We start from the raw sequence: 23,027 nt of genomic DNA on the forward strand, positions 1-23,027 counted from the left end.
ACAAAAAAGAGGTGGCTTTGCCGCCCCCTTTTTGTTAGCTGTGAATCGCCTTAATCATAAATCGATGTTGCTTCACATCAAAATATCCTTTTTGCAAGATGATTTCATGTATACGATATAGTTCCTTATAATACCTTTCGACAGTAAAATCAGGAATTTGCCACGGAATCGCTTTTAAATAATAGACAATAGCGCCAATATCATAAAAGCGTTGGAAAGGGAATTCTTCTTTTGCATCTAAGATAGTAAATCCATTTTCCTCTAACTCACTACATGCTGCTTCAAGTGACCAACTTGCAAATTCGTTATTTAGCGGTGCGTTAAATTGCTCATTAAGTTCCACACAATCGAGACCACCAACTTGTTGTGTAAGGAAAACGCCATGTGGAGAAAGAATTCGTTTTACCTCAGAGGCAGCATAGGATTCATGTTGATTTATAATGAAATCAAACTGCCCATCTTGAAATGGTAATACAGTATCATTAATCACTTTGACGACTGTAACTCCTAAAGGCTCTAATTTCTTCCGAGCAATTGGCACATTTGGAGCATAACCCTCAGTAGCATAAATAGTTGACGGGAACGGTTGTAACATAGATAAAAACTCTCCGCCGCCAGTACCCATATCGAGCATTGACTTTGCACGTTGCATAAGCAGGAAAGCAATGCTGCCGTACGACCATGATAAAGGCTCGCTCTTCATTCGGCCCGTTTCTGAAATGAAAGAAAAATCCCAACCGCTAAAATGTGTATTTGCACTTTCTAATAAAGTTAAAAATAATGGATCACGTTTCATAATTATGTCCTCCTATTTTTCAATGAATGATATGATGAGAAAGGAGAACGGAGAACGGGAGGACCTCTCATGAAAGAGAAGCGGTTTTACGTTTCGTGTTCGAATAGATTCATATAAATTTGCTCCTTGTGAGAATGGTTATTTATATATTCGGGATAATCGAGTGGGAATCCTTTGAGGGTATAAAAGAAGGCAGTTGTTTAATGAAAAAATAAATTGAGTTATCTAATTTTATAGTGTAATTGTTCATCCATACGCATAAAAAAATTATTCTCTCCATAAAATAGTAAAATTATATTGGAGGTTGAATTATGAAAAATTTAGTGTATTTTCAATAACATTGATGACTTTTGGAATGTTATTATTTGGATTAAATAGGATAATAGATAGCTATTCTGAGCCTATTATCCTATTAGGTATATTTTTTTAATTGGAGTGGTTCTGAGTATTATAGCGATTGCTAGACGTGAAGATGGAAGATTAAAATTCATATCACTTATCTCTTTCTTTGTTCTCCTGTTTTTCATTACTTGGTTTGAGTCGTTTCAGGTACTACGAATTATTACTTGGCTAAAAATATCTATTAAAATTTAAATTGTTGGTAAAAATGGGAAAACTTAAATTTAGGTTTCTTTTATTATATTCGATTATCAATATTAAAACTTATTAGAGCCATTAATAAAAGAAATAGATATATAAACCGAGTGTAAAAATATTTTAATTCTTTGAAAACATTCAGCGATTTAGTATTCTTTATATATGGAATATTTTGTTTATGCGAAAAGAGGGCAAGGTGCTATATGAAAAGAATGAAAAATGTAATGTTACTATTGTTATGTTTCTTATGTTTAAGTGGGTGTAATTATAAAGATGACGATCAGGTGAAAAAATATGTGAAAAAAAAGCACGGAATTGATGTGATTGTAACACATTGGGGTGCTATAAACGAAGGGAATATGGGGCATACATATCATACTGTTCAAGCAAAAAATAACAAAAATATTCAATTTAGAGTAGAGGTAGATGGCTTCTTATATTCAAGAATAAAAGGTGATGAATATCAATACGGAAAAAACATATGAGGAATATAAGAAATTTAAACCAATGCTAGAAGAAATTAAAAATTAGGTTACGTGGAACCTGAAAATAAAAATGTTTTTCAATATATAGTGGATGATGATATAGAGGAGAAACCAACGGATACGTTATTATTAACTTTAAAAACGAGTGACAAGATTGATTACAGTCAATTTGAATCAAAAGAATTAGATCGTTTATATGCTCTAATCCAATTCATTCAGAAGAGTAATAGAAAGATAACAACACTTGAAATTGAGGATTATAATGGTGAATCTATAGGCTTGCCTTTTCAAAATGTGCAAAAAGCTATAACGAAAGAAGAACTGCTTTTAACAATGAAAAACACAGTAAGCGGTTATTGGACATATTTGGTTCAAACTGAAACAAAAGTAGGCGTAAGGTTAAATGAAATTCAAAATGATCGTTTTGAAATTGAGGATATTACTTGTCCACACCCGAAAGACGGCAATTGTCTAGAGTATGAATTGACATTAGTTTTCAATGACAGTGAGATAAAATATAGAAATGATCCATATGTAATAGATGATTTGAGAAAGGTAGTCACTATTCTTAAAGAAGAACTATATAATAAGGAATTTAACATATATTTAAGGAACAAGGATGGAACAAGTTATTCACTCTGGCTATCATCCGAAAAAATTAAGGAAAGTAATAACATAGAAGAGCTAGTAAAATAATGATATAAAGAAGAAATTTAAAGTGCTTTTTACGTTTGTTATTTCTGTATTCAAAAGGAAAACCGCTTATACTTCATTTTTGAAGCATAAGCGGCTTTGTTTAAAATATTTAAAAACAAAAATCTTTTGGTAAATTACCATTTTTAATAACTGTTCTTAACCCATGTTTTATAATCCAAGGATTAATAGGATGCTGTTTATCACGTAATTGCTGTAACCACTGAAAAACGAGTTCTTTATCTTCTTTCGTAATATCGTTAATATGATTGGCTACAGATTTTTGAACATATTTAGAAGGGTCATTCATTAATGGTTCAAGAAGTTGTAAATTGTACTGAAAATCACCTTTTAGAGCTCCTATTTTTTTAGCCCAAGGAAGCCTTGGTCTTGTACCTTCAGAAACTAATCTCCTAATGTGGCTGTTTTCGTCATGAATCCACTGTTGTAATATGTTTAGTGTATCTTCATGGTATGTTTCAAGAAAGGGCCGAATGGCATATTCAGCAGTATTCCTTTTCGTTATTTCATACATTGCATTAAACGAGATTTTAAAATCGTTAAGCCCATATTTTTCAACGTATTTTGCAACAGGCATGTACATATATCCATTTGTAAATGTGCCTACTTCTGTTGTATTTTCTGGTCCTAATGTTTTCAGTAATATATGTATTGCGGCATTAAAATCTTTTTGTAAAGCATTGTGTAATTCATCTGCAATTACTTCAATACGCTGTTTTAACTCTAAATTTTCAACTTTACAAGCTACAGAATCTACAAAGATGCTTTTAGAGAAACAAGGATCGTGTTTACAAATAGAATCAGCTATTTTTTCTGCTAATTCTTCATTAAATAAAAATTTTAACGGAACATATTTACCCATTTTTTCACCTCGGTGGTCAAATGAAAACAATTTTTATTTTTTAATCGACAATCCATAAACCAAAGTCTCACTCGGAGTCGTAATACTAAAACCTGTCGTCTTATAATCAAGCTTCACTGTATCACCAGTGTAGTCTTTCGTAAATGAATCCATTTGTACGATAAGCTCCGCATCTTCATATACAACATCATCTGCGTTAAATGTATCCCAAATTAAATCGACATCAACGAAAATACTACAGGAGTTTGTCATTGTTCCTCTAATGCGAATGATCTTTTTGTCTTCACGTTCTAATCTATGTATAGCTGCTTTTGCTTCATCAGTAATGCGAATGTTCATTGTATCCCAACCTTTTATTTATATTTCTTCTATTATGGCAAAAACAGGAGCAATAGGGAAGGAAAGAGGTTTGCAACAAAAAACGAGCAAACAAATTTGTTTGCTCGTTTCACTTTATTTTAGTTCACATTTATCAAGTGGAATCACTTTTGTTTTTTTCGTAAATTTATATCCTAACCATAGTACTAAGAAGAGTGGTAAACCGATGTAAGAAACGAGTACGCCATTCCAATCGATTGATTCACCCATAAATGCGCCGTAGTTTTGTCCTAAAATTACGATGATACAAAGTGTAAATGCGAAGATTGGACCAAATGGGAACCATTTTGCTCTATATGGTAAGTCATTTAAATCTTTTCCTTGTGCGATATACGCTTTACGGAAACGGTAATGACTAATTGCAATGCCGACCCAAGCGATAAAGCCAGACATTCCTGATGCATTTAATAACCAAATGTATACAACACCGTCACCGAATAAAGAAGCAATGAAAGCGATACTACCGACAATTGATGTTACGATTAATGCGTTAACAGGTACACCGCGGCTATCTAATTTACCAAGAAACTTTGGTGCTTTTCCTTGGCGAGCTAAATCCCAAAGCATACGAGTTGATGCATACATACCAGAGTTACCAGCAGATAGTACTGCCGTTAAAATAACAGCGTTCATAACAGAAGCAGCAAAGGCAACGCCCGCTTTTTCAAAAATAAGTGTAAACGGACTTACTGTAACATCACTTGCAGCAAGGCTTTCAGTTGTATAAGGAATTAATAAACCGATAACGAGAATTGCAAGGATATAGAATAAAAGAATACGCCAAAAGATTGAACGAATCGCTTTCGGAATATTACGCTCTGGATCAGAAGTTTCACCAGCAGCTACTCCTAATAGTTCAGTACCTTGGAATGAGAAACCAGCTGCCATAAACACACCGATAATTGCCATGATACCGCCGTTAAATGGTGCATCTGCAACAGTGAAGTTTTTAAATCCAACCGTTTCACCGCCCATAATTCCAAAAATCATCATGAAACCAACAATTAAAAAGATAATAATCGTAACTACTTTAATAAGTGCGAACCAATATTCAGATTCACCAAACCCTTTAACAGATAAATAGTTTAAAAGGAAAATAATAGCTAAACATAATCCGCTCCAAATAAGAGAAGGGGTATCTGGGAACCAAAATTTCATAATTAATGTTACGGCTGCAAGTTCAGCAGCAATCGTAATTGCCCAGTTATACCAATAGTTCCATCCAAGTGCAAAGCCAAGTGATGGATCAACAAATTTTGTTGCATACGTACTAAAAGATCCAGTAACAGGCATGTAAGCTGCAAGTTCAGCTAAGCTTGTCATTAAAAAATAAACCATAATTCCAATTGCGGCGTATGCAATTAATGCGCCACCAGGTCCAGCTGTATGGATGACACCACCACTGGCAAGAAATAGTCCGGTACCAATTGTACCACCGAGAGAAATCATCGTAAGGTGACGAGATTTTAATCCGCGTTTTAATTCACCTTGTCCTTGTGTAGTTTGCGTTTTAGAGGTAGATTGATTTGTTGCGCTATTCATGTTCAACACTCCTTTTCTTGTAGGTTAGGAAGGAGCGGGGGAGAAAAATACAAAAAACCGCCAAAGGAATTTGGCGGAACGTTTCACAAATAACCACCCCATCATACCCTTCCGTTAAGATAGCACCCCACGTTTACACGGTAATTTTGTAAACGTGACAGTTCTGTTCCTTTCGGAGACAGCCCCAGCTCATATTTCCAGAGAAGAAATATAAACTTCGGCAACTTTTCCTTTCAAACGGAGTCAGCTGACATTCTCTGTGTCTCGTCCGTTTTACTATTAAAAGTCGCAACCTCTACCTCATCGGATTGATGAGGATTTATATATTGCTAAGATTTTTAATATATGGCAATTGTAATGACTTTCTGAATATATTGCAAGATATTTTGTTAGGAAAAGTCAAAAAATATCGGTTATTGTATAGGAAACGCTTGCAAAACTCCACCCGAACCTACTATTATGTAGCAATAAGCAAAGAAAAAATTGTTATACAAATGTTTCGCAAAAAATATTGAAAAACCCTCTAAATTAAAAGAAAATTCAGAAAAATATAATTCGACATTCATAATAAAGTCATATTATTTGTTATAATTAGGGTAACGTTTAAGCAAAAAGGGGAAATCAAAATGAAATTAGAAACAGAAAGGCTCTATATAGTGCCGTGTACAGAAGAGAGGATTCAAGTCGCTAACGAGCAAGGATATAATAGCGGTCCGCATATTGTAGGGCATGTAAAGAATGTAAAAAAAGATGCAACTTTATTACCATGGGGGGCGTGGTATGTTCTTCGAAAAGAAGACGATAGCGTTTTAGGTGATATTGGGTTTAAAGGGAAACCAAACGAGGATCAAACAGTAGAAATTGGCTATGGATTCATTGAGAAATATTGGAATCAGGGCTATGCAACAGAAGCTGTAAAAGAACTAATCGATTGGGCTTTCAAAACAGGTGAGGTAGAAACAATAATTGCAGAGACACTTCTAGATAATTATAGTTCGATGCGTGTTTTAGAAAAGTTACATATGAAGAGAGTAAATGCTACAGAAATGATGATTAATTGGAAAATAGAAAAATAAAAAATACCGCTCTAAATTGAGCGGTATTTTTTATAGTTATGGTAGCATTTGCTTCTGATCATTCGGATACTCAGCCGTTGACGTATTAGGACGATTGGAATGATTACGAACAGCAATGAAAATAGAAATAATAACGACAAGACCAACTGCAACGTAAGAAAGTGAAATAATAGTTGGATCCACTTTAAATGTAGTAAGCAGTGTACGAATGTTTGTAAAGATAATAAGACCACCAACTAATACGCCAAGTAAATGAGAAGGAACGATGCGAACTAGCCATGCCGCGATTGGTGCCGCTACGATACCACCGAGCATGAGAGAAAATACCCAAACCCAGCTTACTTGTTCCCAGCCAAGTGAGATGAAGAAGCCGATTGTTGCAGCGAGTGAAACAGGAAATTCACTCGTATCTACAGATCCAATAACTTTTCTAGCTTCATTTCCTCTTGCTAGAAGAACAGGTGTCGTAATCGGCCCCCAACCACCGCCACCAGTTGAATCAACGAATCCAGCGAATAAACCAAGCGGCACAAGTTGTTTTGCAGACATACGCTTATTTGAAGTGACAATTTGTTTTTGAATGATGAATCGTAATAAAATATAAACCCCTAAAGTAAATAAAAATACGGAAATGTACGGTTTGATTACATCTCCAGGCAAATTACTTAAAAAACATGCCCCAACAAATGCGCCGATTGCCCCAGGTAATGTAAGCCTGGAAACTGTATATTTATCAACGTTTCCAAATTTGATATGAGATGCGCCAGAAGCTGCAGTTGTAACGACTTCAGCTAAATGAACCGATGCGGAAGCTACAGCCGGTGCAATACCAAACATTAATAATAGTGAAGTAGACGTTACCCCATACGCCATTCCGAGTGCTCCATCGATCAGTTGAGCGAAAAATCCAATAATAGCAAAGACAATTAATTTCTGCATAAATAATCCCCCTGTAATAATAAATGAAAAAGACACTTTTCCCGTATGAGAAAAGTGCCTTTGGTTTTTCCAATCAGCAATAATTAAATTTGTTTCATTATAATACATATTAATCGTATAAATCAACTAGGTTTTAAAGTTTTTGAATTGAATGAAAGAAAAATAAAATATACAATAAAAGGATGGAGAGAAAGGGGAGAAAGACATGTTACGATTTGATCATCTTGTTCACGCAGTTCATGGTACACCGGAGGAAGCGGCAAAACAAATGCAGGAACTTGGATTTCATACTGTATTAGGCGGAGAGCATACGAATTGGGGTACTTGGAATAGTTTAAGTTATTTTGATTTATCATATATAGAATTTTTAGCAGTTCAATATGAAGAAAAAGCGAAAGAAGCAGAAAATCCATTAGTACAAGAAACAGTGGTGAAACTACAAAATGGAGAAGGAATGCTACAAATCGCGATCCGAACAGATGCAATTGAGGAGCTAGCAGTTAACTTTAATAAGTACGGCTTACATACGATAGGGCCATTTGAAGGGAAACGCATGAGAAAAGATGGCCGACTTTTAGAATGGAAAATGTTATTCGTTAAGCAAGAAGAGAACGGACCGAAATTACCTTTCTTTATACAGTGGAATGAAACGGACGAAGAAAGAAGAAACGATTTACGTAACAGTGGGATGATCACTGAACATAAAAACAAAGTGCAACAAATTGAAACGATTCATTACGCAGTAAAAAACGTTCGAGAAACAGTACGGAAATGGAAAAAAGTAATGGGACTATCTACAAGCTCAGTTGTGAAAAATGAAAAATGGAATGCTGAGTGTCAAAGTGTAGTATTTGGAGATGTTCATGTGCAGTTTTGTGAACCGAGTGGAGAAGGGCTAGTACTAGAACATTTGAATAAGAATGGCGAATATCCATTTGCAGTAGAGTTTAAAGGTGGAAATAAACGAGAGCATGAAGTGCTAGGTAGTTTGTACATATATTAATAGAGGTGAACGTTGTGAAAGAAATGCTTAGGGAGATAGAGAGAATACTAGAATGGCCTCGTATGTTAAAAGCGACTGTTATTTCAAAAGGCTTTTCATTCGATGAGAAATATAAAATTGAATTAGAGAGTGGGGCCTCGTATTTTATTAAAGTATGCGATTCATCATATTTTGAACGGAAGCAGGAAGAATATGAATATATGCAGCAGCTAGATTCTTTACATATTCCTATGCCAAAATTAATTCATTTTATTAGTCTTACTAAATTCAATAAATGTGTACAAGTTTTTGAATGGATTGATGGATTAGATGGTGAAGATATATTAAGAACGTTGTCTACAGAAGAGCAGTATAGGGCTGGAAAAAAGGCTGGAGAAGTACTAAAAAAGATTCATTTAGTTGAAAAAGAAGATAAAAGTAATTCATGGGAAATCTCTATATGGAGTAAATATGAGAGATACTTAGAAGCGTTGAAAGAATATGAAGTAGACTTTTTTCGTTTAAATACAGTGATAGATTTTGTAGGAAATCATAAAGATTTATTAAAAAATCGTCCCATCGTATTTTTACATGACGATTTTCATCCGGCTAATATAATGATTGACCAAAATGAGTTTCGGGCTGTCATTGATTTTGCTAGATTCGATATTGGTGATCCTATTCATGATTTTTATAAAGTAGCACTATTTACAACGAATATAAGCAAACCATTTGCGGTTGGACAAGTTCACGGTTATTGCGGAGGAGAACCTGATCTACATTTTTGGAAACTGTACTCATTATATGCAGCAATGATATTCCCGGCTGATATCGTATGGACAAACCGAAGCACACCATATTTATTAGATGATATGAAGGAAAGATTAAATGGAATTTTAGAAGATCATAATGATTTTTCATCCTATATTCCAAAATGGTATCAATCAAGCGAATTTAATAAATAAAGGAGTAATTTATATGGATAAAATAGCAGTAATTTCAGATATTCACGGTAATATTCAAGCATTAGAATCCGTGTTGAATGATATTAAATTAAGAGGAATCGAGCGCATTATTTGCCTTGGAGATTTAGTAGGAAAAGGACCTCATTCCAGTGAAGCAATTGAAATCATTCGTAAAGAATGTGAAGTAGTCGTAATGGGAAACTGGGATGATTTTATTACAAAGCCGACTGAATTTGAAGCATTAAAATGGCATCAAAAACAATTATCGGAAGAACAAAATGATTATTTAAGAAGTTTACCATTTTCAATCGAATTTTTTATGAGTGGAAAACTCATTCGTATGTTTCACGCTTCACCGAGAAGTTTATATGAAAGAATTCAACCACACGCTTCAAGAGAAGAACGTATTAGTATGTTCGAAAATAGTGATCTGACAGAAAATATAGAAGGAGAAAGAAAACCAGATGTCGTTTGTTACGGCGATGTTCACCAAGCGTTCGTTCAAAATTTCAGAGGGAAAACGTTATGTAATGCCGGTAGCGTAGGAAACCCACTTGAAATAACGCAAGCTTCCTATTTAATATTTGAAGGAACATATAATGAAAAAGAAGCGGCGAGCTTTTCTATTCAACTTGTACGAGTACCGTATGATATTGAATTAGCTATCAGATTAGCAGAAGAACTCGAAATGCCAGAAATTGAAGAGTATAAGCAAGAGTTACGGACGGCCTTATATCGGGGGTTTAAGGGGAAGTAAGCTAATAATATATCAACGATTTTTCAAATATATCTATCATAACTTAAAATATATCAACGATTTTTTCGATATATCAACGATTCGACAAAGGATATCGATTTACCGACAAATAGTGACATGAATTGTTACTTATAATTATATTATGTAAACTAATTATAAAGGGAGATATCATGAACCGAAAACAACGAATCAAAGAAATTGCAGATCATATTGTAAAGCTAAACTTAACCTATCCAACAAGAGTTGGAGTAAGTGGTATTACAGCATCAGGAAAAACAACATTTGCAAACGAACTAGCGGAAGAAATAAAAAAACGAGGACTACCAGTAACACGCGCCAGCATTGATGATTTTCATAATCCAAGAGTGATTCGCTATGCAAAAGGAAAAGAATCTGCAAGAGGGTATTATGAAGATGCACACGATTATACAGCTTTCAAAGAAAGATTATTAATGCCTTTAGGACCTAACGGGAATTTACAGTATGAAACGATTTCTCATAACTTAATAACGGATATGTCTGTACATAATGAGCCGCTATTGGCCACGCAAAATATGATATTAATAGTAGATGGAACGTTTCTATTGAAAAAAGACGTTGCGTATTTATTTGATTACAAAATCTTTGTAGATACAAATTTTGAGATTGCGAGAAAACGTGGTGCTAAGCGGGAAACTGAAGCTTTTGGAAGTTATGAAGAAGCAGAGAAGATGTTTTTGAACAGATATCATGCGGCCTGTAAGTTGTATATAGATGAGCATAATCCGAAAGAACTTGCAGATGTTTTATTTGAAAATAGTAAATTTGATGATCCAGTAGTTCTATTTAAAAGACATTAATACAGTTTATATAGGGGGAATGAACATTTGTTTAGATGGTTTCAAAAAAATAATAAAGTGAATGAAGAGAAGGATGGACAATATTTAGAAATTAAAAATGAACAGATAAATGAACAGTTAAAACAAAAAATAATGGAACTAGAGAGTATAAGTGAAGACATTTGCAGTAAGTATCAAAAAATATATGAAGAACGTTTTGCGCAAAATGGTAAATTAAATTTGAAGCTGTCAATTAAAAGAGATATAGACGGTGATGAATTAGAAGAACTAACATCTAAGAATTGTTTAGAGTATGAATATAGATCAGAAATTAATTTTGAATATGATGCTTCAAAATCATGGGAAGTCTGTACTATTTCGCTTTGGTATTATTACCAAGGATATCGAAAAAGTAGTAGCATAGGAACACTTTATAGCGGAACGATTAATGAATTAGAAGAAGAAGTTAAAGCAACATTGGAAGAACTGTTACATAGTGAAGATAATTAATGATTCCATTTTATATTGCGTTAAGAATGGGTTTAATTTTATGATACTAATAGGGAATAATTTAGGAAGAGAAATTTAAAGGGGATAAAAAAATGACAGAAGTACTAGAACTAAAAGAAGAACTACTACAAATTAAAAATAATAATTATGCTGTACCAGAAGACGTAGATGCATATCCGTATGCGCAGTGGATGCTAGATTATATCGGATCACCAGATGCTGAATTACGTGATGATTTAATTTATAGTACGCTTCATACATGGATTACAAATGATGTGTTTAGACAAAAAGAATTACGAGGGTTAATGCTACAAGCAATTAGTCCTGATTATTTATTTTATAAAATTGGTGAAAAGGGAACAGACTCTGTATTTAAACGTGCATTCTCCGTATTAATTCCACCACTTATTTTATCTGTTCATGAAAGAGAACCGTTGTTATCGGAAGAACAATTGTACAGTGTGGCAGAACAAGTGTTGGAATATGTATATTTAGAAGAAGATGTAAGGGGCTACGTAGAAGGAAAAGGCTGGGCACACTCTACTGCACATGCAGCAGATGCGCTTGATGCTTTAGCGCGTACAATCCAAAATCGTGAGTTCTCATATGCAATACTAGCTGCCGTTCGTCAGAAGGTACGCTTACATGACTATGTATACATTCACTTTGAGGATGAGAGATTAGTAGCACCAATTATGTCGTTACGTAACCAAAATCTTTTAACTGAAGAAGAGTGGAGCAACTGGTTACATAGTATAGCAATTGTTGAAGACATCCCGCATCCTCAATATGATATTTTAGTACAAAATATTAGAGCTTTCTTAAGAAGTTTATATTTTAGAGTTTTAGAGACAGAGGGTAGCACAGCCTTTACAGATGATATATTGGAGACTTTGAAAGGGTTGCGTAGGTATTAAAAATACGTTTTTCTAAGAGAAAAGTACATAAAACCACTACCTCCCAACCATACTAATAAAATGTGTTGGAGGTGAGTTTAATGGACAAAGAAGACTTTGAAAAAGTATATAATGATTATTTACATCAAGGAGAAGAGCAAGCTCAATTTGAAGTAGGCCATGAAGTCAATACAGGAGCAGAACAAATTGTTGCTGTTCGTAAAAATGATGATGGAGATTTAATAGCGTTTAAAACAAGTAGCGGGAGAGAGTTAGATTATATGACTGCTCTTAATGAAGCAAAATCAGGGAAGTTAGCTCATGTGGACGTATTTCATAAGTATGGCAGAGATATTATACGTAGTGAACCGGATGGAATAAAAGAAAATAACTTAGATAATTTACCTTCATTTTAAACGGGTAAACCTCAAGAAGAGAATGTTCATTACGATATTCTCTTCTTTGTTTTGCGAAGTTTTCCTAGCAAATAGACGATTCATTTTTAAAGTGAGATCATACTTTTAAAGAGTGCTCTAAATTTCTCCTTATCTTCTGCTGTAAATGGTTTCGGTCCTTTTGTACGTTTACCACTTTTTCGAACCATTGCACTTAAATATCGTGTTTGTAACAATTGTTCAATGTTATCATTCGTATACTTATAGCCTTTATGGTGTAGAACGATACAGCCTTTTGCTAAAGCGAGCGAAGCAAGACCGTAATCTTGTGTTACGATTAAATCTTCTTTTTTTGCTAACTGCATAATTCGGTAATCAGCAGCATCTGCTCCGGAATCAACATATATTGTTTCCACACCTTTTGGTTGTTCCGCATTAGAATAATGAGAAAAGCTAGTAACGAGGGTTACAGGGATTTCTGCATTCGTAGCTTCAAAAATAATTACATCTTTTACAGGACAAGCATCTGCATCAACGTAAATTTTCATTTTTATCACTCCTATAACTAGGTTCGTGTTGATAATAATGGTAGATTTTTCTTTTGTCAAACGAGAAAGCTTTATCTCACGTTATTTTTCACAAACCAAAATAGCCTCCCGCAAACGAGAAATACCTTCCTCAATTTGATTAATATTCACTTTTCCATAAGATAAACGTATATAACCATCTTTTGCGCCGAAAATACTACCTGGCATAAAAGCAATTTCTTGTTTTAAACTTTGCATAATAAGTTGCTTTTCGTTTATCGGTTCTTTTAATTTTCCCCATATGTATATTCCACCGGTCGGATTTGAAAAAGAGATTTTATCATGAAGTTGCTCGTTTAGAGCGTGGACGATAACGTCTCTTTTTTCTGCTAGTTGTTTTCGTAACGGTACGATATGCGACTGAAATGGTACAGTTTCAAAAAATTGTTGCATAAGCCACTGCGGGAAAATACTCATTCCTAATTCCATTTGGTGCCTTGCGTCGGATAACCTTTCTACTACAGACTGCGGGGCAACGAGCCAACCAACTCGTAAGCCTGGTGCAATCATTTTTGATAAAGAATGTACATAAATGACAGTTCCATTTTCATCAATTGATTTCAAAGTAGGGCAAGGTTGTTTCTTTTCTAGCGTAAGTAAACTAGACGGATCATCTTCCACAATCGCAATTCGTAAGTCTGCACAAAGTGATAATAGTTTTTTTCTACGGTTTGGATGAAGCATCGTCCCCGTAGGGTTTTGGAAATTTGGATTTAAAAAAATCATTTTAATGCGGTGCTTTCTATATAACTCCTGTACATCATCTGGGTTAATGCCGTGTTCATCAACAGGTAATGGGAAAATACGAATACCTGCTGATTGGAATAGAGGCAGGGAATAACAGTGTGAAGGACTTTCGAAAGCAACAGCATCACCTGGATTTAATAAACATTGCACGATAAGGTGAAGTGCTTGCTGTGCGCCAGATGTAATCATAATGGATTGTTCAGTCGCCTCAACTTTTAAATATTCCTTCATATATTTTACGACCGCTTGTCTTAGCGAGAGATAGCCTTGCGGATGATCGTAACTTAATGAATGCGTTAACGGTTGTTCACGTAAAATCGCTTGTAGTTGATCGTGGGGATAAAGATTACAACCGAGCTCTCCGTTTGCAAAATCAATAATATTTTCATTTTGTTGTACTTCTGCCCGAATATGGCGGAGTAGTGGTAAGTTTGGTAAAAAAGTACCACCTTCTACGAAATTTCTCCAGTTGGGTGTTAATGTTGGAGAAACACCCCACATATGTGTACTCACGCGTGTTCCTTTACCAGTCGTACTCTCTACAATTCCCATAGCACGTAGTTCATTATAAGCAGTCGTTACTGTACTTCTGTTTACATTTAACTGCGTAGCTAATTTCCGTTCTGAAGGGAGGAAGCTTCCTGGAGGAAGTTCTCCATATGTAATACGTTTTTCAATAAAGTCAACAACTTGCTGATAAATAGGGATTTTACTGTCACTATCTAGTTTCCATTCCATAAAAAACGCCTCCGTATCTCTTATATACATCAAGTATAGCAAATTGGCTGGGTAAAAAAACAGCCAATTGGACGGTGTTATATCCAGCCAATTTTACTATGCTAAATAGGGAAGGGGAGATTCGGATGAAACGATGGCAAATGGAATGGCTCCTAGTATCAGTTGCATTAGTATGGGGAGCAAATTATACAATAGGAAAGTATGGAGTGGCATATATGTCATCCATTCAATTTAATAGTTTACGATTTTTAGTAGCATCACCGGTATTATTACTTATTACATTTTTAATGGAACGCTCATTACGTATTGAAAGAAAAGATTGGTTACGATTAGTAGCAGTCGGTATCGTTGGTACGACAATGTATCAAACGATGTTTATGCTATCTGTGAAATATACTTCAGCAACGAACGCCTCATTATTAATTGCGATGTCACCTATTTTTACAGGGATATTAGCAGTATTGCACAAACAAGAACGTTTTTCGATGAAAGTACAAATTGGTTCAATAGTAGCGTTTATTGGTGCAGCATTCGTTTTATTAACAGGACATACAGGAGGAACTACTTACGAATATGCGTGGCTCGGAAACATAATTGGATTAGTCGCAGCGATTGCGTGGGGATGGTATCCAATATTAGCGCAACCTCTTATTACAAAATACTCCGCAATGAGAGTCACATCTTGGTCTACTTTAATTGGAATTGTACCTCTCGTTGTATATTGTTTATTCAACGTAAACACATTAACGTGGCCAGTAGACATGCCAAGTTGGGGGGCACTAGCATATTCAATCGTCTTCGCGACAATCTTCGGACTTGCGATGTGGTATGTCGGTATTAGTCAAATAGGCTCAACGAAAGTAATGGTATATATGTATCTTGTACCGTTGTTCGCAGTTATTTTTGCGGCAGTAACAATAGGGGAGCAAATCAATATGATGCAACTGGTTGGCGGACTTATTATCTTTGTGGGTCTATATGTTGTAAAAAAAGGTGGAATCAAAAAGCCAGCTCTCAATTTGAAAAAAGTAAGTTAACAGTAAAAATGATCTCTTTCATATAGAAGGAGATCATTTTTTGTTTCGTAATAAAAGCGCTTGTTCAACAGCCCATTTTTGATGATCATGAAGTAAATATTCTATAGCATGTAATGGAGACATCCACCGCAAAACATGATCTTCCTCACAGTTTTCAGTTTGTGTCTGCACCATGTTCGCAATATAAAAAAATCCATCGTTTAAATAATATGTATCTTCTTTTTCCGCATAAAAATATCGCATTGCATTACCGATATATTGATTAATTTCAATTGCCCATCCTAATTCCTCTAGTAGTTCACGATGTAAGCATTCATCTTTTGTTTCGGTACCTTCCATACCGCCACCAGGTAAAAAATAACGGTCTCCTTTTTGGATAATAGCAATGTTTGAAGAAGTTGAGTTAAAAATAATTGCATAACAACTAGGCCGTAATACATATTGCTCAGTAGGCTTTTTATAACCAAAAATAAGTTTAGATATCATAAGACACGTCACCTCTCTATAAAATACACAAAAGGAATAATAAGGTAAAAATAGAATTGTATAAGTATAATCTTACGAGATTGGAGTGATAACAAAATGATAAATCGAAAGTGTTCGCGCTGTAAAGAAATTACAGGTACATTGCACGGTGGTAAAAAAATTAAGGAAGAATTTCTATGTGAGGACTGTTTGCAAAAAGGAATTGCGAGTGGGGAAATCGAATTATCACAAGTGGAAGAAAAACAAACTTCATATCTTTCTATAAAAATATTAAAAATAATGAGTGTGATTTATTTAATAGGATCAATTTTAATGGCTTTTTCAACTGGTCCATTTATACATAATCTTGGGTTTGATGAAATATCTATTTCGGGATCGGAATTAGGTTTAATAAGTATTGTTATGTTAGGTTCTATATTTCAGTCAGTTCTTGTATTTTGCGGGATATGGGTATTTATCCTTTTAGTAGAAACAGTCATTAAAATTTATGAAAAAATGAAGTGAGTGAGAGGGAGAAACATATGCGAGTAAGAAACATCCAAGGGGAAGATTATGTAAAGATTCATTCTGTTTTAAATGATTGGTGGGGCGGGAGAGACATGGCTGCCATGTTGCCAAAATTGTTTTTCGTTCACTTTCAAGAAACGAGTTTTATCATTGAAGAAGATGGCGAAACGTTAGGTTTCTTATGCGGATTCTTTTCGCAAACGCATAAAGAGGAAGCGTACGTTCATTTTATCGGGGTAAATCCGAAGTATAGAAGAAGAGGCATTGCATCGACATTGTATTCGTATTTCTTTGATGTCGCACGTGCAAATAATTGTAAAGTTGTAAAAGCAATTACGTCACCAGTTAATAAAAAATCGATACAGTTTCATCAAGAAATCGGTTTTCGAATTGAGGCTGGGGATGATGAGATAGAGGGTGTATCGGTACATACAAATTATGATGGGAACGGCGGTAGTAGAGTTTTATTTTTGAAACATGTGTAAAAGTAGGCTAGCGAAAAGTTAGCCTTTTTGTTGTGAGGAGCTAGAAATATGGAGAGTAAACAAAGTAGAAATGAATACTTACAACGCATTTATAAAGTGCAAGATTATATAGAATCAAACATGAATGATTCACTTTCAATTGAAGAGTTAGCGGATGTAGCAGGATTTTCAAAGTTTCATTTTCATCGGATTTTTAAGGGGATAGTAAACGAGTCATTATCACGGTATGTAAACCGATTGAAGTTAGAAAGGGCAACACATCTACTTACATATCGGACAGATATGACGATTACAGATATTGCGTATCACTTCGGATTCACAGATTCAGCAGTTTTCTCCCGAACATTTAAGAATTATTACGGCGTAAGTCCATCTCAATATCGAAACGACAATAGCAAGAATTGCAAAGACGTAAGAAGAACTTCTCAATACAATGAATGTAAGAAGGTTCGAGGAAATGTTGAAATTGTAACAGCGGACGATATAAACGTCGCATACATAAGACATATCGGTACATATGGAGAGTTAACTATAGCTTTTCCAAAAATGATAGAAAAACTATTTCATTACGCAGCTAAGCAAAACTATCATGTATTTGATGATATTAAAGTATTAACCATTTACCACGATCATCATGAATTTACTGAGGACTATCATTTAAGAACAAGTTTATGTATAACAATTCCGGAGGCGTCCGCAATAGAAACGAACGACATAGGAATAATGGTAATACCTTCAGGCAAGTATGTAGTAGGACATTTTGAAATATTTCAAAATGAATATAAAGGAGCATGGGATTTCTTATACGGTGAATGGCTGCCAAATAGCGGATATAAACCGAGAGACTCGTATCCTTTTGAAGTATATAGAAATGATCCAAAGCAGCACCCGGAAAATAAACATATAGTTGATATATATGTACCTATCGAACCTTTTTAATTATAGGTTAAAGGGGAAGGAATAATGAAAACTGCTGAAAAGTTAGATCAAATTATACAAGAAGAATATAAAAATATGAATGGCATGTTAGTAGTGCAGAAAGGTAATGTTGTTTTTGAAAATTATTATAATGGTTACAGTCCAGATAATGCGTTTCATGTAGCGTCAGTTACAAAAACGATAATCTCTGCGTTAATTGGGATATGTATAGATAAGGGCTATATAAAAAGTGTTGATCAAAAAGTAATAGAATTTTTCCCGGAATATAAATGTAAGGAATCTGAAGTAACCGTACGCCATCTTCTAACAATGACAGCGCCATATCCTTTTGTAGACTGGCAGGAACCGTTAGAAGAACTATGTACACAAGAGGATTGGGTACAGCATACACTTAATAGAATGGGGAACGGTGGAGAAATTGGATCTTTTAAATACTCATCTGCAGGAGCGCATGTACTATCAGCAATTATTACGAATGCAACAGGGAAAAGTGCACGTGAATTTGCGAATGAGTACTTATTTCAACCACTGGGCATGAGCGAAATTCCAAACTACAATACGAAAGCATTTGGGTTCGATGACTTATTCGGAAAAGATGTGAAAGGATGGGTTCACGATCCAAATGGTATTTCGACGGGCGGCTGGGGAGTAACGTTAACGGTTAGGGATATGGCTAAGTTTGGACAGATGTATTTGAATGAAGGTATTCATAATGGAAAACAAGTTCTATCAAAATCATGGATAAAAGAATCGACAGAAATGAACCAAAATCAATATGGTTACTTATGGTGGTTACGAGAAGAAGAGGGTGTCTATTCGTATTGTGCAATGGGTGATGGTGGGAATATGATTTGTTGTATTCCGAAGCAGGATTTGGTTGTAGTAATTGCTTCTGAAATTATGCCGAATGCACGGGATAGATGGGAATTGATTGTGGAATATATTCTTCCTTGTATACGGTTAAATAAATAATTTTAGTAAAAAGATGGTGTGAATTGGAGCTTCATACCATCTTTTTGTTTTATGACGGAAATTTCAGGGGAATGTAAGAATTGCGTGAATAAATGTAAATATTAAACTTTATCGATATATAGTTATTTTTTTTATGTATAATGAGGACAAGGCCTAAAAATACTTAAATATTTAAGTGAATATTTTAAAAAGGGAGATTAAGAATATATGAAAAGCCTACTTCAAAAAACTTTAGCTGTTATAGGATTAACTGCTTCTTTATTAGGTATGGTTTCTTCCGTTTGATTTGCTTCGATTAGTTGGGATAATAATGCAACGTGGACAGGAAGCGGAGCAAAAGCTAAGGCAACTGCCTATACTGCGAAAAAGAACGAACCTCATTTTTACAAGATGACTGTAAGAGCTAGCTTTGATGATGGGACTTCTAAAGAGTTAGCATTGTATGATGCTAAAACTTCAGATCGTATAAACGTTAGCGTTGCATCCAAAGGACCGGTGACCAGAGGTTATTCGGGTCATGAATGGATAATGGTAGGGGATAGTGCGTACACTTCTAAGGAAATGGTAATTAAATAAAAATCAACAAAAACCGTGAAAAAGGATAAATACCATTTTCACGGTTTTTAAAATGAGGAGGATATATGAATCTAGTATTAAAAGAAATAGTGGTGAACAAAACAATATTCATTATGTTATTTATTGGATTTGTATTGACAATATGGCCAATCCTGATTGCAATATCGACGCGAGATTATTATGATGAGAAATTTTATGATAGTAAGAATGGTTATTTTAATTATTACTATTCTGTTCGACTTACTAATATGGGGGAAATCAATTTCGAACAATTTCAGACGTTAGTAGAATCTGATTTTAAAAACGCTAGCGTTATTACAAATGATATTCGTATTACTATTCCGGATATCGGCCACGTAATAATGAATGGTCTCCTTAATAAAAATTGGTCTCCACCTTTACTAAAAGGTTCTCAGATGGGACAAGATGAAAAAAATAGTGTAATAGTGGGGAAGAAAATTTATAAGGATATGGAAACAATAAAATTATTTAATAAGGAATATACAGTTAAAGGCGTAGCTGGAGAAAATACTGGATATGAGTATAATATTAAAATTTACGTCTCTCTAAATGACATGCCAGATGAAGTGAAACAGATGATACAAAAAGATAATACATTCCAAATGATTGTTCGTTCTAACGAAAACCCTATCAAGGAAATAGAAACTTTCATACAGCATATGAAACAGAACAATAAAGATATAAATGCCAAAGTAATTAGTGAAAAAGAGAACTATGAGAAGGAAAAAAACTCAAATGAAGCCGTAGAAGAGTTACTCAGTTTTCCATATAGGCTTTTATGTATAGCTTTCATTACCAGTATAATAGTAAGTTATTATTGGATTTATACGAAGAAAAAAAGTTTGTCGTTAAGGAAAGCTTTGGGAGCAAGTAATGTAAATCTTTTTATTTTTATATTTAGTCAATTATTTTTATGTGCAATCACTGCATCAGCCTGTGCAATATGCATACAATGGATTTTTAGCATTTTGAGTGAAAGTATTATAGAGTTTACAAGCTATAATATTAGTTTACAGTCTACTCATATTGTAATGTGTGTATTTTTTCACTTACTATAGCTTTCATTCTCTCTGTAATACCATTTGTATATGTGCTTAAAAGTGAACCTGCTAAAGCATTAAAGGAGTAAAAACGATGAGAATAAAAAGTGCGTTCCTAGCATTAAAAGAGGTTTCTATTTTCCGTATTTCTTCTAATACAGATTACATTTGGATTAGCAACTATAACGAGTTCAATTAATGTGTTTTATAATTTACACTATCTAAACGATAAATCCAGCTCGGTATTAAATGGGGATAAAACATATTTAGTTACTTTTGAAATGACGACAGATAGATTACAAAGCAATCAATTTAATAAAGAGAAAATTCAAGCGGTTTATAATACAATTTATCAAAATAAAGATGTGATTTCGTATGGTACATACGAGGAGCGAGTTATTGAAATAGAGTCAAGTAATAGACCATTTCAAAACAGTATGATTACTGATTTGAAAAATAAAACGTTTCATGACGAAAGACCTACTATTAAAACAATTTTTGTAGATGAAAATTACTATAAAATGTTACATTTACCTTTAAAACCTGAAGAAGGTTTCGCGCATGATGACTTTCAAAAAATAATGAAGAAAAAACAAAAGTTTTAATGGGTTCTTACTTTAAGAAATATTTTCAAGTTGGGGATACAATTAATAATCAATATACAATTACAGGGTTTTTGCCAGAAAATAAATTTATCGTAAATAATAATACGACGAACACATATTTGAAGTTGGATTACGCAATGATAATGCCTATGTCATTTGATAGATTTGAAAAATATGAAGCAATGTTTTTAAGGCTACATCAAAGTACAGTTTTATATTTACAAAAAGGTGCAGATGTAAAGAAACTAGAAGAATCAATTCAACTTAAAGGAAACGGCGGTACGTTTCATTTAAAAAGTTTAGGTGATGAAATAAATGAAGATGTTACTCTTAACGGCTATTCTGAAATACCTCAACTTATAGTAGGAATCTTATTCATTGTATTCTCGATTGTCGGAATTGTAGTAACGACCATTGTTTCTATCTTGATGAGAAAGCGGGAATTTGGTATAAAAATAGTTTTTGGCGAAAGTAAATTTGGAATGTTTATTCAAATTGTTATAGAAAACATTATTGTAGCAATAGTTGGCTTAGGAATGTCAATAGCTTACTTTTCATGGAGGTATGGGGTTCTATTACAAATGTCGAAGGATTTAAAGGAAGCAACGGTATTAGACTTTAAATTGGATATGCCTATATTGTTTTTAGTATTTCTTTTCTTATTATTGATTATCATTGTCTCGAATGTAATTGTCTTTTTGTTTATTAGAAAGCTCGAACCGAAAACATTAATAGGTGGGATGGAATAATGGGGTTAATTGAACTAAAAGATATTAAGAAGGTGTATAGTAATAAGAATTACAATACGTTCGCGTTAAACGGTATAAATTTAACGATAAATAAGGGCGAAATTATAGCGGTAATGGGGCGATCAGGCTCAGGGAAGAGTACATTACTAAATGTTATCGGGCTAATTGATATGCCAAATGAGGGTGAATATACGTTAAATGGAAAATCATTAACTGAAATTAGAGCAAATAAAGTTCATAAAACAAGAAATGAAATGATCGGATTTATTTTTCAATATTTTGCATTGTTAAAAGAACATACTGTACTGGATAATGTAGTGCTACCACTCACATATAGAAAGTTAAAGCAACGGGAAAGAAAAAATAAGGCGAAGTTCTATTTAGAAAAAGTAGGTTTAAAAGAACATATGCATAAAACACCTGACGAGCTATCAGGTGGACAACAGCAGCGAGTCGCAATTGCAAGAGCGTTAGTAGGTGAACCAGAAATAATTTTGGCTGATGAACCGACAGGGAATTTAGATAGAAAAACAGGAGAAGAAATTATGGATCTATTATTACAACTGAATGAAGAAGGACGAACGATTATTATTGTAACGCATGATATTGAGGTAGCAAATAAGTGTAATAGAATTATTGAGTTAGTTGATGGGGAAGTTGTGCGGAGTTAGTAATTCAATAATTATATCTAATGTAAGAATCCGTATTGATTAATTTTTCAAAATGGATTCTTTTTATTTGTAGGATTAAAGTAAAATAACAAATCCCCCGTAACTTTTTATGATAGAAATTCGTTTAACAAAAGAAAGGGTTTTTAATGATGAAT

Annotated in this window: 23 protein-coding genes, 4 pseudogenes and 1 riboswitch; of the genes and pseudogenes, 19 read left to right on the forward strand and 8 right to left on the reverse strand. The window is 34.1% G+C overall.

The genetic code is table 11. From position 1 onward, the window contains the following. Window positions 1-34: 34 nt before the first annotated feature. Window positions 35-796, reverse strand: coding sequence for a class I SAM-dependent methyltransferase (locus IQ781_RS00730; RefSeq protein WP_000817566.1), 762 nt, complete (start codon window positions 794-796; stop codon window positions 35-37). Window positions 797-1,139: 343 nt separating this feature from the next. On the opposite strand from IQ781_RS00730, the pseudogene IQ781_RS28250 reads away from it, so the two are divergent. Further along, window positions 1,140-1,390 (forward strand): annotated as a pseudogene (locus tag IQ781_RS28250) (hypothetical protein). A 206-nt stretch (window positions 1,391-1,596) separates the two neighbouring features. Next, window positions 1,597-2,574 (forward strand): annotated as a pseudogene (locus IQ781_RS00735) (hypothetical protein). A 109-nt stretch (window positions 2,575-2,683) separates the two neighbouring features. On the opposite strand, the gene IQ781_RS00740 reads toward IQ781_RS00735, so the two are convergent. The 3 genes from IQ781_RS00740 to IQ781_RS00750 all read right to left on the reverse strand — a co-directional run bounded on the left by IQ781_RS00740 (window position 2,684) and on the right by IQ781_RS00750 (window position 5,374). Next, the gene (locus IQ781_RS00740) at window positions 2,684-3,454 is read right to left on the reverse strand and encodes a DNA alkylation repair protein (protein ID WP_000521693.1); all 771 of its coding nucleotides are present in this window, start codon (window positions 3,452-3,454) and stop codon (window positions 2,684-2,686) included. A 33-nt stretch (window positions 3,455-3,487) separates the two neighbouring features. Next, on the reverse strand, window positions 3,488-3,793 hold the full coding sequence (locus IQ781_RS00745; RefSeq protein WP_002026004.1) for an iron-sulfur cluster biosynthesis family protein: 306 nt from the start codon (window positions 3,791-3,793) through the stop codon (window positions 3,488-3,490). A gap of 114 nt (window positions 3,794-3,907) precedes the next feature. Then, window positions 3,908-5,374 (reverse strand): amino acid permease, encoded by a 1,467-nt coding sequence (locus IQ781_RS00750; RefSeq protein ID WP_001083397.1) that lies wholly within the window; start codon window positions 5,372-5,374, stop codon window positions 3,908-3,910. Between the two features lie 112 nt (window positions 5,375-5,486). Further along, window positions 5,487-5,680: riboswitch (Lysine riboswitch) on the reverse strand. A 320-nt stretch (window positions 5,681-6,000) separates the two neighbouring features. Here IQ781_RS00750 and IQ781_RS00755 point away from each other — a divergent pair. Further along, window positions 6,001-6,450 carry a GNAT family N-acetyltransferase gene (locus IQ781_RS00755; protein WP_000764604.1) on the forward strand — a complete coding sequence of 150 codons (450 nt, stop codon included), beginning with the start codon at window positions 6,001-6,003 and terminating at the stop codon, window positions 6,448-6,450. A 36-nt stretch (window positions 6,451-6,486) separates the two neighbouring features. On the opposite strand, the gene IQ781_RS00760 is transcribed toward IQ781_RS00755, so the two are convergent. Continuing rightward, window positions 6,487-7,497, reverse strand: a complete 1,011-nt coding sequence (locus IQ781_RS00760) for a sulfite exporter TauE/SafE family protein (protein ID WP_002024365.1) — start codon at window positions 7,495-7,497, stop codon at window positions 6,487-6,489. Window positions 7,498-7,594: 97 nt separating this feature from the next. On the opposite strand from IQ781_RS00760, the gene IQ781_RS00765 reads away from it, so the two are divergent. The 7 genes from IQ781_RS00765 to IQ781_RS00795 all read left to right on the forward strand — a co-directional run bounded on the left by IQ781_RS00765 (window position 7,595) and on the right by IQ781_RS00795 (window position 12,733). After that, a complete protein-coding gene (locus tag IQ781_RS00765; protein ID WP_065382379.1) occupies window positions 7,595-8,392 on the forward strand; it encodes a VOC family protein in 798 nt (265 codons plus the stop codon). Between the two features lie 14 nt (window positions 8,393-8,406). Next, entirely contained in the window at window positions 8,407-9,336 is a 930-nt protein-coding gene (locus IQ781_RS00770; RefSeq protein WP_072770002.1) for an aminoglycoside phosphotransferase family protein, read from the forward strand. Window positions 9,337-9,349: 13 nt separating this feature from the next. Then, entirely contained in the window at window positions 9,350-10,093 is a 744-nt protein-coding gene (locus IQ781_RS00775; RefSeq protein ID WP_000357656.1) for a metallophosphoesterase family protein, read from the forward strand. A 170-nt stretch (window positions 10,094-10,263) separates the two neighbouring features. After that, entirely contained in the window at window positions 10,264-10,932 is a 669-nt protein-coding gene (locus tag IQ781_RS00780; RefSeq protein WP_001080563.1) for a nucleoside/nucleotide kinase family protein, read from the forward strand. Window positions 10,933-10,959: 27 nt separating this feature from the next. Continuing rightward, a complete protein-coding gene (locus tag IQ781_RS00785) occupies window positions 10,960-11,421 on the forward strand; it encodes a hypothetical protein (protein WP_000490271.1) in 462 nt (153 codons plus the stop codon). A gap of 92 nt (window positions 11,422-11,513) precedes the next feature. Continuing rightward, on the forward strand, window positions 11,514-12,338 hold the full coding sequence (locus IQ781_RS00790; RefSeq protein ID WP_000141231.1) for a DUF2785 domain-containing protein: 825 nt from the start codon (window positions 11,514-11,516) through the stop codon (window positions 12,336-12,338). 80 nt (window positions 12,339-12,418) lie between these two features. After that, complete coding sequence (locus IQ781_RS00795) at window positions 12,419-12,733, forward strand: DUF3892 domain-containing protein (protein WP_063220510.1); 315 nt, start codon at window positions 12,419-12,421, stop codon at window positions 12,731-12,733. A gap of 86 nt (window positions 12,734-12,819) precedes the next feature. Here the strand turns inward: IQ781_RS00795 and IQ781_RS00800 are convergent, their stop codons facing one another. Further along, on the reverse strand, window positions 12,820-13,260 hold the full coding sequence (locus tag IQ781_RS00800; RefSeq protein ID WP_000708762.1) for a YaiI/YqxD family protein: 441 nt from the start codon (window positions 13,258-13,260) through the stop codon (window positions 12,820-12,822). Between the two features lie 81 nt (window positions 13,261-13,341). Further along, complete coding sequence (gene pdxR, locus IQ781_RS00805; RefSeq protein ID WP_139847089.1) at window positions 13,342-14,784, reverse strand: MocR-like pyridoxine biosynthesis transcription factor PdxR; 1,443 nt, start codon at window positions 14,782-14,784, stop codon at window positions 13,342-13,344. A 125-nt stretch (window positions 14,785-14,909) separates the two neighbouring features. Here pdxR and IQ781_RS00810 point away from each other — a divergent pair, with 125 nt between their 5' ends. Further along, a complete protein-coding gene (locus tag IQ781_RS00810; RefSeq protein WP_074047551.1) occupies window positions 14,910-15,821 on the forward strand; it encodes a DMT family transporter in 912 nt (303 codons plus the stop codon). A 33-nt stretch (window positions 15,822-15,854) separates the two neighbouring features. Here the strand turns inward: IQ781_RS00810 and IQ781_RS00815 are convergent, their stop codons facing one another. Continuing rightward, window positions 15,855-16,307 carry an NUDIX hydrolase gene (locus IQ781_RS00815; protein ID WP_074047552.1) on the reverse strand — a complete coding sequence of 151 codons (453 nt, stop codon included), beginning with the start codon at window positions 16,305-16,307 and terminating at the stop codon, window positions 15,855-15,857. 96 nt (window positions 16,308-16,403) lie between these two features. Here IQ781_RS00815 and IQ781_RS00820 point away from each other — a divergent pair, with 96 nt between their 5' ends. The 8 genes and pseudogenes from IQ781_RS00820 to IQ781_RS00855 all read left to right on the forward strand — a co-directional run bounded on the left by IQ781_RS00820 (window position 16,404) and on the right by IQ781_RS00855 (window position 22,872). Beyond that, window positions 16,404-16,811 carry a DUF3980 domain-containing protein gene (locus IQ781_RS00820; RefSeq protein WP_042990604.1) on the forward strand — a complete coding sequence of 136 codons (408 nt, stop codon included), beginning with the start codon at window positions 16,404-16,406 and terminating at the stop codon, window positions 16,809-16,811. 17 nt (window positions 16,812-16,828) lie between these two features. Then, on the forward strand, window positions 16,829-17,299 hold the full coding sequence (locus tag IQ781_RS00825; RefSeq protein WP_016122751.1) for a GNAT family N-acetyltransferase: 471 nt from the start codon (window positions 16,829-16,831) through the stop codon (window positions 17,297-17,299). Window positions 17,300-17,347: 48 nt separating this feature from the next. Next, the gene (locus IQ781_RS00830; protein ID WP_063220513.1) at window positions 17,348-18,238 is read left to right on the forward strand and encodes an AraC family transcriptional regulator; all 891 of its coding nucleotides are present in this window, start codon (window positions 17,348-17,350) and stop codon (window positions 18,236-18,238) included. A gap of 24 nt (window positions 18,239-18,262) precedes the next feature. Further along, window positions 18,263-19,210: a serine hydrolase domain-containing protein gene (locus IQ781_RS00835; RefSeq protein WP_063220514.1), complete on the forward strand. Its 948-nt coding sequence runs from the start codon at window positions 18,263-18,265 to the stop codon at window positions 19,208-19,210. A gap of 294 nt (window positions 19,211-19,504) precedes the next feature. Further along, a complete protein-coding gene (locus IQ781_RS00840) occupies window positions 19,505-19,786 on the forward strand; it encodes a hypothetical protein (RefSeq protein ID WP_224742150.1) in 282 nt (93 codons plus the stop codon). 65 nt (window positions 19,787-19,851) lie between these two features. Further along, window positions 19,852-20,936: pseudogene (locus tag IQ781_RS00845) on the forward strand (FtsX-like permease family protein). A 5-nt stretch (window positions 20,937-20,941) separates the two neighbouring features. Beyond that, window positions 20,942-22,201: pseudogene (locus tag IQ781_RS00850) on the forward strand (ABC transporter permease). Then, window positions 22,201-22,872 carry an ABC transporter ATP-binding protein gene (locus tag IQ781_RS00855; RefSeq protein WP_063220517.1) on the forward strand — a complete coding sequence of 224 codons (672 nt, stop codon included), beginning with the start codon at window positions 22,201-22,203 and terminating at the stop codon, window positions 22,870-22,872. Before IQ781_RS00850 ends, IQ781_RS00855 begins: the two are co-directional and overlap by 1 nt. Window positions 22,873-23,027 lie beyond the last annotated feature (155 nt).

The sequence above is a fragment of the Bacillus sp. N447-1 genome (genome assembly GCF_022701035.1).
Lineage (GTDB): Bacteria > Bacillota > Bacilli > Bacillales > Bacillaceae_G > Bacillus_A > Bacillus_A cereus.